Source organism: Mycobacterium sp. 852002-51057_SCH5723018, assembly GCF_001667035.1.
Classification (GTDB): domain Bacteria; phylum Actinomycetota; class Actinomycetes; order Mycobacteriales; family Mycobacteriaceae; genus Mycobacterium.
The window spans coordinates 227,217-240,454 of record NZ_LZIR01000070.1 but is presented as its reverse complement, the minus strand read 5'-3'; the positions used below and the strand labels follow the sequence as shown (position 1 = coordinate 240,454).

Genomic DNA, 13,238 nt, shown 5'->3' with positions numbered 1-13,238 from the left:
CGAGCTCAAATAGAGTCGGCCAGGAACTCCTGCACCAGTTTCCTCGGCGCCTGCGTCAGCCACGCCTCGGTGACCAGCTCCTCGAGGCCGCGGACCGAGATCTCGGCCAGCCGGACCAGCACCGCGGGATAGCCGTCGAAGTGCGGCGTGGTGAAGTAGACGTCCGGCTCGTCGGCGATCAACGCGAACTTGACGCCCTCGTCGGACACCCGGACGCCCACGATGTCGCCCTCGGGTGGCTCCACGCCGCTTGCCGCCAGCGCTTCGCGGTCCGACGGGCGCAGCGGCCGCTCCCACGCCAGCAACTTCTTGCCGACCCGCCACTCGTGCGGTGACGGCTCGGCGGTGAGGGCCAGCTCACCAACGATGCGGGCGACGTCGTTCCACGTGGCCACCTCTCGATTGTGCTCCCGCTATGGCCCGCTTGGCTCCTTATCGGCAAACGGCGGCGCGAACGTGTGCCAGGATCGGCCTTGTGTCCGAAGCCGAGGCTCGCCGCCATCGCGTCACCCACCGCACCGAGTACCGCTACTCCGACGTCGTGACCAGCTCTTATGGCCGCGGTTTCCTGACGCCGCGCGACTCGCTGCGCCAGCGTTGCGTCGCGCACCGGTTGCATATCGACCCGGCCCCCGCCGACAGCTCCACCAGCCAGGACAGCTACGGCAACATCAGTTCCTACTTCCACGTCACCGAGCCGCACCGCACCCTGACGGTCACCAGCGACTCCGTCGTCGACGTGTATCCGCCGCCGCCCGGGCGGTACGCCAGCGGACCGGCGGTGCAACCGTGGGAGTCCGCGCGCCCGGCCGGGCGCCGGGGAGCGCTCGCCACCGAGTTCGCTCTGGACCTGGATCCGCCGGAGATCACCGACGCGGTGCGCGAGTACGCGGCCCCGAGCTTCGTGCCGGAGCGTCCGCTGATCGAGGTGCTGCGTGACCTGACGTCGCGGATTTTCACCGACTTCACCTACCGCTCGGGGTCGACGACCATTTCTACCGGTGTCGGCGAGGTTCTTTCGGCCCGCGAGGGGGTATGCCAGGACTTTGCGAGGCTGGCGATCGCCTGCCTGCGAGCCAGCGGCCTGGCGGCCAGCTACGTGTCCGGCTATCTGGCCACCGACCCGCCACCGGGAAAGGACCGAATGATCGGCATCGACGCCACGCACGCCTGGGCGGCGGTGTGGACCCCGCAGGGGTCCGGTCAGTTCGAGTGGCTGGGGCTCGATCCCACCAACGACCAGATGGTCGACGAGCGCTACATCGTCGTGGGGCGCGGACGCGATTACGCCGACGTGCCGCCGTTGCGCGGCATCATCTACACCAACTCCGAGCGCAGTGTGATCGACGTCGCCGTCGATGTGGTGCCGTACTCGGACCCCCTTGAAGGCGACCCCTTGCATGCGTGATTTCCACTGCCCCAAGTGCGGCCAGCGCCTGACGTTCGAGAACTCGGCGTGCCTGTCGTGCGGCAGTGCGCTGGGATTTTCGCTCGAGCGGATGGCCCTGCTGGTGATCATCGACGGTGACGACGGGGGGCAGGCCGGCTTCGTCAGCGCCAGCGACTACGAGCTGTGCGCCAATCGCTATGTGGCCGAATGCAATTGGCTGGTCCCCACCAACCATCCCGGCAGGCTGTGCACGTCGTGCGCGCTCACCCTGGAACGGCCCAACGACGCCGACACCGAGGGCCTGGCCGCCTTCGCCCGCGCCGAGGCCGCCAAGCGCCGGCTGATCGTCGAGCTGCACGAACTCAAGCTGCCGATCATCGGGCGGGACCGCGACCCCGATTACGGGCTGGGTTTCCGGCTGCTGTCCAGCGCGCACGAGAAGGTGTTCACCGGCCACGAAAACGGCGTCATCACACTGGATCTCGCGGAGGGCGACGACGTCCACCGCGAGCAGCTGCGCGTCGAGATGGAGGAGCCGTACCGGACCCTGCTCGGGCACTTCCGGCACGAGATCGGGCACTACTACTTCTACCGGCTGGTCACCCCGTCGAGCGACTACGTCGCACGTTTCAATGAGCTGTTCGGTGATCCGGATGCCGACTACCAAGAGGCGCTGGACCGGCACTACCGCGACGGTGCGCCCGACGGCTGGCAGGAAAGCTTCGTGTCGTCGTACGCGACCATGCACCCCGCCGAGGACTGGGCCGAGACGTTCGCCCATTACCTGCACATCCGTGACACCATGGACACCTCGGCCTGGTGCGGGCTGGCGCCGGCGTCGGCAACCTTCGACCGTCCGGCGTTGGGCCCCAGCGCTTTTCCCAACATCATCGAGATGTGGCTGCCGTTGTCGTGGTCGCTGAACATGGTGAACCGCTCGATGGGCCACGACGACCTGTATCCGTTCGTGCTGCCGGTGGCGGTGCTGGACAAGATGCAGTTCATCCACACCGTGATCGACGAGGTGACCTCCGACGCCCGCGGGCCCGCCGCGATCGCGGGTTAGGCCGGCATCACCCGCCGCCGGTCGGGACCCCACAGCGGCTGCATGCCGCCCGGCAGCGCCAACTGCGTGGCGGTGATGACCTCGGCCAGGTCGCGCAGCTCGGCATGGATGGTCTCGAGCAGTTCGGCCAGCTGCGCGCGGCGCCCGTCGCTGACCCCTTCCAGTTGCCCGGGATGCGATCGGCGCAACAGGGTGCCGATCTCGTCCACCAGCCGCTCCGGGCGCGACGAGCCCGACGAGCTGGGCAGGTCCTGCAGGTCGGTGCGCAGCCGCTCCAGCTGATACAGCAACGACCTCGGGTTGGTGGTGTCGTACAGCATCAGCTCGGCCACGGCGGCCACGCTGACCTTGCCGGCGGTGCGGCGCCGGTAGATGACCGACGATTCGCACGCCACCACCGTCGCCTCGATGATCGTTTGCTCGGCGTCGGCGCCGCGGACCTCGGTCAGCGTGGCGCGCAACAGCGCGGTCAGCCACAGGCCGCGTTCGATGCGTTTGCCGATGTCCATCATCGTCCAGCCGACGTCGCGCACCATCGACTCGCCGGCCACCCCGGACAGCGTCAGCATCCCGGCCAACGCCTGCGCCTGAGCCGACGCGAGCAGGACGTCGGCTTCGGCCAGCGAGTCCGGCGGGTCGGGGCGCAGCGCCACCGCGCGCTCCACCCCGGCCAGCACCATCCAGGTGTCGTTGGACAGCTGGTCGCGCACCGCCCGGGCGGCCAGCGCCAGCCCCTCCACCGACTGCACAAGCGAACCGGGCCGGCTCGGGTCCATGGTCAGCGACCACAGCGTCGAGGGGGCGACGGCGATCATCTCGGCCCGATCCCCGGCGCCGCCGCCGTCGGCCCCGGTGATGCGGGCCAGCGCGGCCATCAGGACCGGCACCACCTCGGCCTCTTCGGTGTCCTGCTGGTGGCGGTAGACGTGGAAGCGGTCGCGGGTGACCATCAGCAGCCGGGCCATCTGCTCCGCGCGCTCGCCGTAGCGTCCCATCCAGAACAGGTCGGACAGCACGCGCGGCGAGCTGACACCCCAGGTGCCCGCGGCTGTCTTCGCGGGCTTCAGGGCCGCCGGCTCCATGGTGGGAACGGTGATCGTCTCGGCGTGCGCACGCTCGCTGGGCCGCACCCAGATATCCTTAGCGGCAACGGTTTTCAGCGTGTAGGCGGCGGGCCCTGCCGCCAACACGTAGCCGACCCCGCCGATCATCGGCGCGTAGCCCCCGCGCTGGGCGACCGTGAACAGCCGCATGCCGACCCCGGCCGAGGACAGCACGCCGGCGTGATCGGTGGGCGCCGACGAGAACTTCGGCAGCTCTTGGCCGACCCATTGCCACGGCATGTCCTCGATGCGGGCGGCCAATACGGCCAGCTGGTCCGACGAAAGGGTCGGCCCGACAAGGACATTCCCCCCGACCGTCGATTTGATCAGCAGCGACGAGAGGTTGGCCAGCAGGTGCGAGCGTTCGGCGGCGATGCCGCCCCAGTAGACCGGCGCGGTGCCCAGCAGCGGGGCCTCGCCGAGCAGCCGCTCGGCCAGCTCGGGCAGAAACCTAAGCAGCCCAGCGCTTTCCAGGATACCGCTGCCCAGCGTGTTGACGACCGTCACCGTCCCGCGGCGCTGCGCCTCCACCAGACCGACGACGCCGAGCCGGGAATCGGCGCGCAGGTCGAGGGGATCGGTGTAGTCGGCGTCGATCCGGCGCAGCACCACGTCCACGCGCTTCAGCGTGCCCAGCGAGCGCATCCACAGCTTGCCTTCACGCACCACCAGATCCGCGCTTTCCACCAGCGGGAAGCCCAGCAGCGTGGCCAGATACGCCTGATCGAACGCGGTCTCGGAGTAGATGCCCGGGGTGAGCACCACGACCACCGGGTCCTGGGCGACGTCGGGCGCGGCGTCGATGAGTGCCAGCCGCAGCGCCTGCGCGAACGGCGTGGTGGGTCGCGGCGCGATTCGTTCGTAGAGGTCCGGAATCGAGTGCGCCACAACGCGTCTGTCGGCCAGTGCGTAGCCGGCACCCGACGGCGCCTGCGTCCAGTCCGCGTTGACCGCAAAGCCACCGTCCGGCAAGCGGCTGACGTCGCAGCCGTGCATGAAAAGCTGATGGCGCCCGGGCACCTCGATGCCGTTGGCCGCCCGTACGTAGCCGGGGTGGGCGAACACCAGCTCCGGCGGCAGCACGCCCTCGGTGAGCAGGCTGCGCGGTCCGTACAGGTCGGCCAGCACGCCGTCGAGCAGGCGTGACCGCTGCACCAGCCCGGCCTCCAGCACGTCCCAGTCGGCCGCGGACACCACGATCGGCAGGGTGTCCAGGCTCCACGGCCGCGGCTCCTGCGCGTGGCCGTCGCGGGTGAAATCGACCTCGGTGTAGGTGATCCCGTCGTTGTCGATCAGGCTGTCCACCACCGCGCGCAACCGGTTCAGTCCGGCCCTGCCGCGCTCGGCGATGGCGTCGGCCAGCTCCGACCAGCCCGGCCGGACGTTGCCGTGGCGGTCGACGAATTCGTCGTAGCCGATTCCCAAGCCGTCGGGGCGCAGGTCGAAAAGCGCCTCCTGGGCCCGCGCCGTCCGGTACGCCGCCAGCAGCCGATCGGCGTCGTAGCGGCCGGAGGGGGCGACTTCTGGGGCTGCCATTACCGCTGCACGGTACGCACGCGACGCAGGTCGAGGATGCCCGGCGCGCCGATGTCGGTGAAGATCCTGGCCTGTCGCTCTCGGATGGCGGACAGGTCCAGCTTGCCCGGGGTGAAGCCGGTCGCCTCGAAGCGGCGAGCGCGGCGTGACTCGGCCTCCACGGCGTTGACCGGCGGCTCGTCGTAGGCGCGCCCGCCGGGGTGGGAGACGTGGTAGGTGCAGCCGCCCCGCGACGTTCCGGTGGTCAGGTCGATGAGCTCGAATTGCAGCGGCACGTCGGTGCTGATGGTCGGGTGCAGCGCGCTGGGCGGCTGCCAGGCCTTGAACCGCACGCCGCCGACGTGGATGTCGGGGTTGTCGGTGGCCAGTAGCGGGACCGGGTAGCCGTTGGCCGTCACCACGTAGCGGTGCCGGTCGGCGCCGATGATGCGGATCTGGATGCGCTCGACCGACGAGTCGACGTAGCGAGCGGTGCCGGTGGCGGTCGCCTCCTCGCCGAGGGTGGTCCAGGGTTCGATCGCCCCGCGCAGCTCGATCTCCACGCCGTCGAAGACCGCGGTGCCTATGCGCGGGAACCGGAACTCGGTGAACGGGTCCAGCCAGCTGGTCTCGAAACCGATGCCGTGGGCGCGCAGGTCGGCGGCCACGTCGGCGATGTCGTGAATCAGGAAGTGCGGCAACAGGTATCGCCCGTGCAGGTTGGCGCCGTGGCGGATCAGCGGGGCGCGCAGCGGTTGGTCCCAGAACCACGCCACCAGCGAGCGCACCAGCAGCGACTGCACCATCGCCATGCGCAGGTGCGGCGGCATCTCGAAGCCGCGCAACTCCAGCAGGCCCAGCCTGCCGCGGGGGCCGTCGGGGCTGTAGAGCTTGTCGATGCAGAACTCGGCGCGATGGGTGTTGCCGGTGATGTCGGTGAGCAGGTGCCGCAGCGCGCGGTCGGTCACCCACGGCTTGGCGGCCGCGCCGGCCGAGAGCCGGGCGATCTCGGCGAACGCGATCTCGAGCTCGTAGAGCGCCTCGGCGCGGCCCTCGTCGACGCGGGGCGCCTGAGAGGTGGTGCCGACGAATCGCCCGGCGAACAGATAGGACAACGACGGGTGCCGCTGCCAGTACGTGAGCAGCGAGACCAGCAGGTCGGGGCGGCGCAGCAGCGGCGAGTCCGCGGGCGTGACGCCGCCCAGGGTGATGTGGTTGCCCCCGCCGGTGCCGCCATGGGTGCCGTCGACGTCGAACGATTCGGTGGACAACCGGGCCAGCCGCGCCTCTTCGTAGAGGCTTTCCAGCAGGCTTGTCTGTTCGGCGAAACCGGCGCTGGGCGGCACGTTGACCTCGATGACGCCCGGGTCGGGGGTGATGGTCACCGACTTCAGCCGCGGGTCGGGCGGCGGGCCGTAGCCCTCGATCACCACCGGGCGGTCGGTCTTGACCGCCGCGGCCTCGACCCGGGCCACCAGGTCGACGAAGTGTTCCAGCACCTGGGTGGGCGGCATGAAGACGTACAGCAGGCCCCCGCGCACCTCGGCGACCATAGCGGTCGGCGGCGCGCCCTCGGCGTCGGTCACCACCGCGTCGCCCGACTCCGTCGGCAGCGCGTCGCCGACGGTGTGGGGGTCGGCGTCAAATCGCGGGCGCGGCGGCCGCCAGCTGATCGAATCCAACGGCAACCGCAGGCCCGCGGGAGAGTTCCCGTCGAGCAGCACGATGCGGCCGCGACGCAGCCGCCAGTCCGCGCTGGCCCACCCCAGGTCGTCGTCGCGGCGGTGCAGCGGCAGCGCGAAAGCCGCTGGGGTCGTGGTGGATTCGTCGAGGCGCGCCAGCAGCTCGGCGCGAGTTGCGGGGGAGTCCTCGTCGAGATCGTCGGCCGCATCCACCGGGTCGCCGGCCGGCTTGCGCACCTTGGCCGCCAGCCGGGCCAGCGGGTCCTCGTAGGCGGGGCGCACCTGCGAGGCCGGCAGGCCGAAGCCGTCGGCGACCGCGGCCAGCACCTGGTGGGCGGCCTCGTCATCGATCCGCGCGGGCTCGGGGCCCCAGGGGTCGGCCAGCAGGGTGTCGTTGTTCCACAGCGGTCGCCCGTCGGTGCGCCAGTAGAGCGCGATCTGCCAGCGCGGCAACCGTTCTCCCGGATACCACCTGCCCTGCCCGCGCTGGATGAGGCCCTGCGGGGCCCACGCCGCCTTCAGGCGGGCGGCCAGGTCCGACGCCCGTTGCCGCTTGTGCGGGCCGTCGGCGGCGGTCGTCCACTCCTCGTCGACCTGATTGTCCACCGAAACGAACGTGGGCTCGCCGCCGACCGTCAGCCGGACGTCCGCGGCCGCCAGGCGCTCGTCGACGCGGCGGCCGACGTCGCAGATCGTCCGCCACGCCTCGTCGGTGTAGGGCAGCGTGACGCGCGGGTCTTCGTGGACGCGGGTGACCGTGTTCGAGAACTCCAGCACCGACTGGCACGGTTCGGTGCCGCCGCTGATGGGCGCCGCGCTTGACGGGTGCGGCGTGGCCGCCAGCGGGATGTGGCCCTCGCCGGCGAACAATCCCGACGTCGGGTCCAGCCCGATCCAGCCGGCGCCGGGGATGTACACCTCGGTCCACGCATGCAGGTCGGTGAAGTCGGCCGCGGGACCCGACGGGCCGTCGAGCGCCGCCACATCGGAGGCCAGCTGCACCAGGTAGCCGGAGACGAACCGGGCCGCCAGCCCGAACTGGCGCAGGATCGACACCAGCAGCCACGCCGAGTCCCGGCACGACCCGACGCCGTTGCGCAGTGTGAAATCCGGCGTCTGCACGCCCGGTTCCATCCGCAGGCTGTAGGCGACGTCGGCGTTGACGGCCCGGTTCAGCGCGACCAGGAAGTCGATGGTGCGGGTGCCGTCGCGCACCGTGAAGTTCTCCAACCATGCCTGCACGAGCTCACCGGGCCCGGACCCGTCGAAGTCTTCGTCGACGGGCCGCAGGTACGGCTTGAGGTCGTCGGCCAGCGCCTTGGGGTAGGTCCACCCCGTCTGTCCAGCAGAGGGGGCCCAGGTCTCGGCCCAGTCCTCGATGAAGAAGTCGAACGGGTTGATCACCTTGAGGTCGGCGATGAGCCCGACGGTGATGGTCAGCCGGGTCATCGGATTCGGAAACACCAGCCGCGCAAGGAAATTGCCCACCGCATCCTGTTGCCAGTTGACGAAGTGCTCGCCCGGGTCGACGCGCAGCGAGTAGGCGTCGATGGGCGTGCGCGAGTGGGGCGCCGGGCGCAGCCGCACCACATGCGGATAGACCCGGACCAGCCGGTCAAAGGTGTAGCTGGTGCGGTGCTCCAGCGCAACTTTGATGCTCATCCGCTGATCGAATCACAAGCTTGACAAGCCTGCAGTGCAGCGGATTTCGGCGGGCCGTCCTCGGCGTCAGGCCTGGCGCCGAGCCTAGGCCGGGCCGTACCCCGGTGGCGGTCCCCCTTGGTAACCGCCGCCCGGCCGCTCCAGCGGGACGACCTGGCCGCCGGAGAGCTTGCGGTAGCCGTAGACCAGGATCAGCGATGCGACCGGTCCCCCGACGAGCACGCCCACACCGCACGCCAACAAGCCGATCGTCACCGTCGCCACCCCGACCAGCCAGACCAGCAACGCGTTGACGAAGTTCGAGGAGACCGTGGAGAAGCTGGACTTCAGCGCGTCGATGGCGCCCTGCGACCGATCGATCACGAACGGGATGGCGAACTGCGCGAAGATACCCACGATCAGGCCGGGAATGATGCACAGGAACGAGCCGATCGTCGTCAGGATGCCGATGATGATCGAGGCGAGGATCACCTGGCCCAGGTTGCGGGGCTTGAAGAACGAGCCGATACTCACCTGCCGTCCGTCGGCGATCTCGAGAACTCCGGACAGGAACGCGGATTGGGCGAATATGCCTATCGCGTAAAGGAGGATGTAGCCGGCGATCATGGCGGCCAGCCCGCCGGCGCCGATGTCGGTCGTCGTGGTCGTGTATCCGTCGGAGTTCGTCGTGGTGGTGTTCCCGCCCAGGCCGCCGCCCAGCAAGGTCACCGCGTAGGCGATGCCCAACAGCACCCCGTAGACGAGGGTGGCCACGATCAGCGGCATGGCGTTCTGGGTGAACTTGTTCCACGACCAGCTGAAGGCGTCACCGATGCTGAACTGCGGGCCCGGCTGGCCTGATGGGGCGCCGTAGCCGGACTGCGGTCCGGAAGGACCGGGTTGGTTGTAGCCGCCGGGCGGCGGCCCGTAACCCGGGCCCTGTTGCGGGGGCGGTGCGCCGTAGCTGGGCGGTGGCGGGTAGCCCGGAGGGTGGTGCTGTCCCCCGCGGGGATCGGCCGGATTGCCTGGATACTCAGGGGGCTGGCTCATGTCCGTCCTAGCTGTTTGATTCAACTCCGAAGGGGACGCGCACCGAACTTGGCAACCGGAACTTAGCAAATATGGGCCGAACACGCCCGGATTAATATCGTCGCGTGTCCGATGGCCTGTTCGACATCCCCGGCGCGCCGCAGTCAAGCGGCCGTGACCTGGGCGTGTCGGCCGGCGCGCCGCTGGCCGTCCGGATGCGGCCCGCCTCGCTGGACGAGGTGGTCGGACAGGACCATCTGCTCGCGCCCGGATCCCCGCTGCGGCGGCTGGTCGAGGGCTCCGGCGTCGCCTCGGTGATCCTGTACGGCCCGCCGGGCAGCGGAAAGACGACCCTGGCCGCGCTGATATCGCAGGCGACCGGCCGCCGGTTCGAGGCCCTGTCGGCGTTGTCGGCCGGCGTCAAGGACGTCCGCGCCGTCATAGACACCGCGCGCAAGGCGCTCCTGGCCGGCGAGCAGACCGTGCTGTTCATCGACGAGGTGCACCGGTTCTCCAAGACGCAGCAGGACGCGCTGCTGTCGGCGGTGGAGAACCGGGTGGTGTTGCTGGTGGCGGCGACCACCGAGAACCCGTCGTTCTCCGTGGTGGCGCCGCTGCTGTCGAGGTCGCTGATCCTGCAGCTGCGCCCGCTGTCCTCCGACGACATCCGCGCCGTGGTGCGGCGCGCCATCGACGACCCTCGCGGCCTGGCCGGGCGGGTCGCGGTGGCGCCCGACGCCGTCGACCTGCTGGTGCGGCTGGCGGCCGGCGACGCCCGCCGCGCGCTGACCGCGCTGGAGGTGGCCTCTGAAGCGGTGGAGGAAGCGGCCGAGGCAGCCGGCGAGGCGGTCAGCGTCGAGACCATCGAGCAGTCCCTGGACGAGGCCGCGGTCCGCTACGACCGCGACGGCGACCAGCACTACGACGTCATCAGCGCCTTCATCAAATCGGTGCGCGGTTCCGACGTCGACGCCGCCCTGCATTACCTGGCCCGCATGCTGGTGGCCGGGGAGGACCCGCGGTTCATCGCGCGCCGGCTGATGATCCTGGCCAGCGAGGACGTCGGGATGGCCGACCCGACCGCGCTGCAGACCGCCGTCGCGGCGGCCCAGACCGTGGCGCTGATCGGCATGCCCGAGGCCCAGCTGACGCTCGCGCACGCCACCATCCACCTGGCCACCGCGCCCAAGTCGAACGCGGTCACCGCCGCGCTGGCGGCGGCGATGGGCGACATCAAGGCGGGCAAGGCCGGCCTGGTGCCGCCCCACCTGCGCGACGGCCACTACTCCGGTGCCGCGGGGCTGGGCAACGCGCAGGGCTACAAGTACTCCCACGACGACCCGGATGGCGTTGTCGCCCAACAGTATCCGCCTGACGAGCTGGTGGGCGTGGACTACTATCGGCCCACCGGCCACGGCTTCGAACGGGAGATGGCCGGCCGCCTGGACCGGCTGCGCGCGATCATCCGCAGGAAGGGACGGCCATGAAAACCTTCACCGACGAGGAGATGGGCCAGCTGCTGCCCACCGCCAAGGAATACAGCGTCGTCATCCTCAAGCGCGGCCCGAGGTTCGGTGACGAGTCGTCACCGGGGCTCATCTGGGAGCACGGGCGGCGCAACTTCGGGCTGCGCGACGACGGCGTGCTCGCGGTGGTGCTGCCGGTCACCGACGAGTCCGACGTCTGCGGGATCGGGGTGTTCGCGGCGACCGTCGACGACACCGCCGCGATCATGAACGACGACCCGGGGGTGGCGGCGGGGGTGTTCACCTACCAGGTGCACCCCTGCCGCGGATTCCCCGGCGACGCCCTGCCCTAGCCAGGCCGACTGCGCGGCTAGACCAGCTCGGGCACCCGCAGGTGGGCGATGGCCAGCTCGAACTCGGCTACGTCGACCACCTCGGCGCCCAGGTCCCGGACGCGCCGGCTGCGCAGCTCGGTCGCCCGGTCGCGGTTCCGCGCCATCGCGTCCATGCTGTCGAACGTCGAGCACGACACCGCCCGCCGGCACGCGGGGTGGTCGACCATCAGGCTGGCGCTGCAGAACCCGTCGAGGTCCTCCAGCTCCGGAAGCACCGACGTGCGGTAGAAGCTCAGCGATCGGCTCAGCTGATCCGGGACCACCTTGAGCCAGGTGGCCCGCACGCACGCCCCGTCGTGCGAACGGTGGTCGCGGTGCAGCAACGCGATGTCCCACTCTTCGACCTTGGCGCTGCCGTCGAACATCAACGCCGCGCGGTCCCGGATCGGCGCCACCCTCTCGGCGCCGGCGCGCATCGCCTCGATGGTCTGCCAGGCGCTGGTCGCGATGCATCTGCCGGACTGGCGGTCCACCAGCAGCGACAGCCCGACATACCCGTTCATCTCCCGCAGTGCGGGCATGACGACGTCGCGAACGTGCGCAATGCCAATGTCGACCGACAGAGGTTGCGCCTGGATGGTGGTGGAGCGTGCGTACACGATCGAGCCTCCTGTGTCGGGGCTTATATTTCCGGGCCCCGGTGGCGGCACCGGTCCCACCGAATACCTTCCTCCTAGCGACCAAGCGTGGCAATGGCCCCGAGACGAGATCAGGCCAGCTCGGGCACCCGTAGATGCGCTACCGCCAACTCGAACTCGCGCTCGTCGACTTCCTCGACGCCCGCCTCGCGCACCGACGCGGTCTTGAGCTCGGTTGCCCGGTCCCGGTTGCGCTGCATCGCGTCAAGGCTGTCGAACGTCACCGAGGACACCGCTCGCCCGGATGCGCGGTCGACAAGCAGGCTGGCGCTGCAGAAGCCGTCCAGCTCCTCGAGCTGGGGCAGCACGGACGACTTGTAGTACTCGATGCCTTGGTCCATTTGGTCCTGCGGCACCTTGACCCAGGTCGCGCGCACGCCCGCGCCCTCGGCCGAGCGGTGGTCACGATGCATCGACGCGATCTCCCACTCCTCGGTGTTTGCCGACCCCCCGAACCTTTCCGAGGCCCGATCGCGGATGGGCGTCACCTGTTCCGCGCTGCCGCGCATGGCCTCCTCGGACTCCCAGGCGCTGGTGGCGATGCACCGGCCGGACTGCCGGTCGACCAACAGGGATACGCCGACGCACCCCTCGAGGTCCCGGAGCGCGGGCATGACCTCATCGCGAACGTGCGCAATTCCGGCGTCGATCGACGAGGGTTGCGCCTGAATAGTGGTAGAGCGTGCGTACACGATCCACCCCCTCTTTCCTCGGGGCGGCGCCCCGGTGGCGCCACCGGTCCACGAGCTACGTTCCTCCTGCCGGTCAGCCCTGGCAATGCCCCCTGGGGGTGTGGCTGCGCTCACAAACGATTGGCCGGTGGCAGTCGGTCCGCCGTAGGCTTGACCGGGTGCATACCGATGTGCTGGAGGTGGACACCGCGCGTCGCCGCATCGTCGATCTGACCGATGCGGTGCGCCGGTTCTGCTTCAGCTACGGCGACGGTCTGTGCAACGTGTTCGTCCCCCACGCGACGGCGGGGGTCGCGATCATCGAGACCGGCGCCGGCTCCGACGACGACCTGGTCGACACGCTGGAACGGCTGTTGCCGCGCGACGATCGCTACCGGCACGAGCACGGCTCCCCGGGGCACGGCGCCGACCACGTGTTGCCGGCGATCGTCGCGCCGTCGGTCACGGTGCCGGTCGCCAGCGGCGACCCGCAGCTGGGCACCTGGCAGAGCATCGTGCTGGTCGACCTGAACCGGGACAACCCGCGGCGGTCGGTTCGGCTGAGCTTCCTGGAGGGTTAGCGGGAGCGCACTCGACCGGCGAATAGGCTGGAAAGGTACGTCAGGCTAGCGGGCTACAAGG

The 13,238-nt window shown here is 70.1% G+C and carries 11 protein-coding genes; 5 read left to right on the top strand and 6 right to left on the bottom strand.

Features of this window, described 5'->3' with window-relative positions:
- Positions 1-5: 5 nt before the first annotated feature.
- The gene (locus A5764_RS14215; RefSeq protein ID WP_067114127.1) at positions 6-395 is read right to left on the bottom strand and encodes an MmcQ/YjbR family DNA-binding protein; all 390 of its coding nucleotides are present in this window, start codon (positions 393-395) and stop codon (positions 6-8) included.
- A gap of 80 nt (positions 396-475) precedes the next feature.
- Between A5764_RS14215 and A5764_RS14210 the strand changes: the two genes are divergently transcribed.
- Both A5764_RS14210 and A5764_RS14205 read left to right on the top strand, forming a co-directional pair.
- Complete coding sequence (locus A5764_RS14210) at positions 476-1,408, top strand: transglutaminase family protein (RefSeq protein WP_067114126.1); 933 nt, start codon at positions 476-478, stop codon at positions 1,406-1,408.
- Positions 1,401-2,456, top strand: coding sequence for a putative zinc-binding metallopeptidase (locus A5764_RS14205; RefSeq protein ID WP_067114125.1), 1,056 nt, complete (start codon positions 1,401-1,403; stop codon positions 2,454-2,456). Before A5764_RS14210 ends, A5764_RS14205 begins: the two co-directional genes overlap by 8 nt.
- Here the strand turns inward: A5764_RS14205 and A5764_RS14200 are convergent.
- The 3 genes from A5764_RS14200 to A5764_RS14190 form a co-directional block, all read right to left on the bottom strand.
- Positions 2,453-5,095 (bottom strand): circularly permuted type 2 ATP-grasp protein, encoded by a 2,643-nt coding sequence (locus A5764_RS14200; protein ID WP_067114124.1) that lies wholly within the window; start codon positions 5,093-5,095, stop codon positions 2,453-2,455. The genes A5764_RS14205 and A5764_RS14200 overlap by 4 nt on opposite strands.
- Positions 5,095-8,418 (bottom strand): DUF2126 domain-containing protein, encoded by a 3,324-nt coding sequence (locus A5764_RS14195; protein ID WP_067114123.1) that lies wholly within the window; start codon positions 8,416-8,418, stop codon positions 5,095-5,097. Before A5764_RS14195 ends, A5764_RS14200 begins: the two co-directional genes overlap by 1 nt.
- An 84-nt stretch (positions 8,419-8,502) precedes the next feature.
- The gene (locus tag A5764_RS14190) at positions 8,503-9,447 is read right to left on the bottom strand and encodes a hypothetical protein (protein WP_067114122.1); all 945 of its coding nucleotides are present in this window, start codon (positions 9,445-9,447) and stop codon (positions 8,503-8,505) included.
- Positions 9,448-9,551: 104 nt separating this feature from the next.
- Here A5764_RS14190 and A5764_RS14185 point away from each other — a divergent pair, with 104 nt between their 5' ends.
- Positions 9,552-10,913, top strand: a complete 1,362-nt coding sequence (locus A5764_RS14185) for a replication-associated recombination protein A (RefSeq protein WP_067114121.1) — start codon at positions 9,552-9,554, stop codon at positions 10,911-10,913.
- Entirely contained in the window at positions 10,910-11,245 is a 336-nt protein-coding gene (locus A5764_RS14180) for a hypothetical protein (RefSeq protein WP_067114120.1), read from the top strand. The genes A5764_RS14185 and A5764_RS14180 overlap by 4 nt, the downstream gene beginning before the upstream one ends.
- Before the next feature lie 17 nt (positions 11,246-11,262).
- Here A5764_RS14180 and A5764_RS14175 read toward each other — a convergent pair whose 3' ends face one another.
- Together A5764_RS14175 and A5764_RS14170 are read right to left on the bottom strand one after the other, a co-directional pair.
- On the bottom strand, positions 11,263-11,886 hold the full coding sequence (locus A5764_RS14175; protein ID WP_067114119.1) for a hypothetical protein: 624 nt from the start codon (positions 11,884-11,886) through the stop codon (positions 11,263-11,265).
- 110 nt (positions 11,887-11,996) lie between these two features.
- A complete protein-coding gene (locus A5764_RS14170) occupies positions 11,997-12,617 on the bottom strand; it encodes an antibiotic biosynthesis monooxygenase (protein WP_067114118.1) in 621 nt (206 codons plus the stop codon).
- Positions 12,618-12,787: 170 nt separating this feature from the next.
- Here A5764_RS14170 and A5764_RS14165 point away from each other — a divergent pair, with 170 nt between their 5' ends.
- Positions 12,788-13,177 carry a secondary thiamine-phosphate synthase enzyme YjbQ gene (locus A5764_RS14165; RefSeq protein ID WP_197501411.1) on the top strand — a complete coding sequence of 130 codons (390 nt, stop codon included), beginning with the start codon at positions 12,788-12,790 and terminating at the stop codon, positions 13,175-13,177.
- Positions 13,178-13,238: the final 61 nt, after the last annotated feature.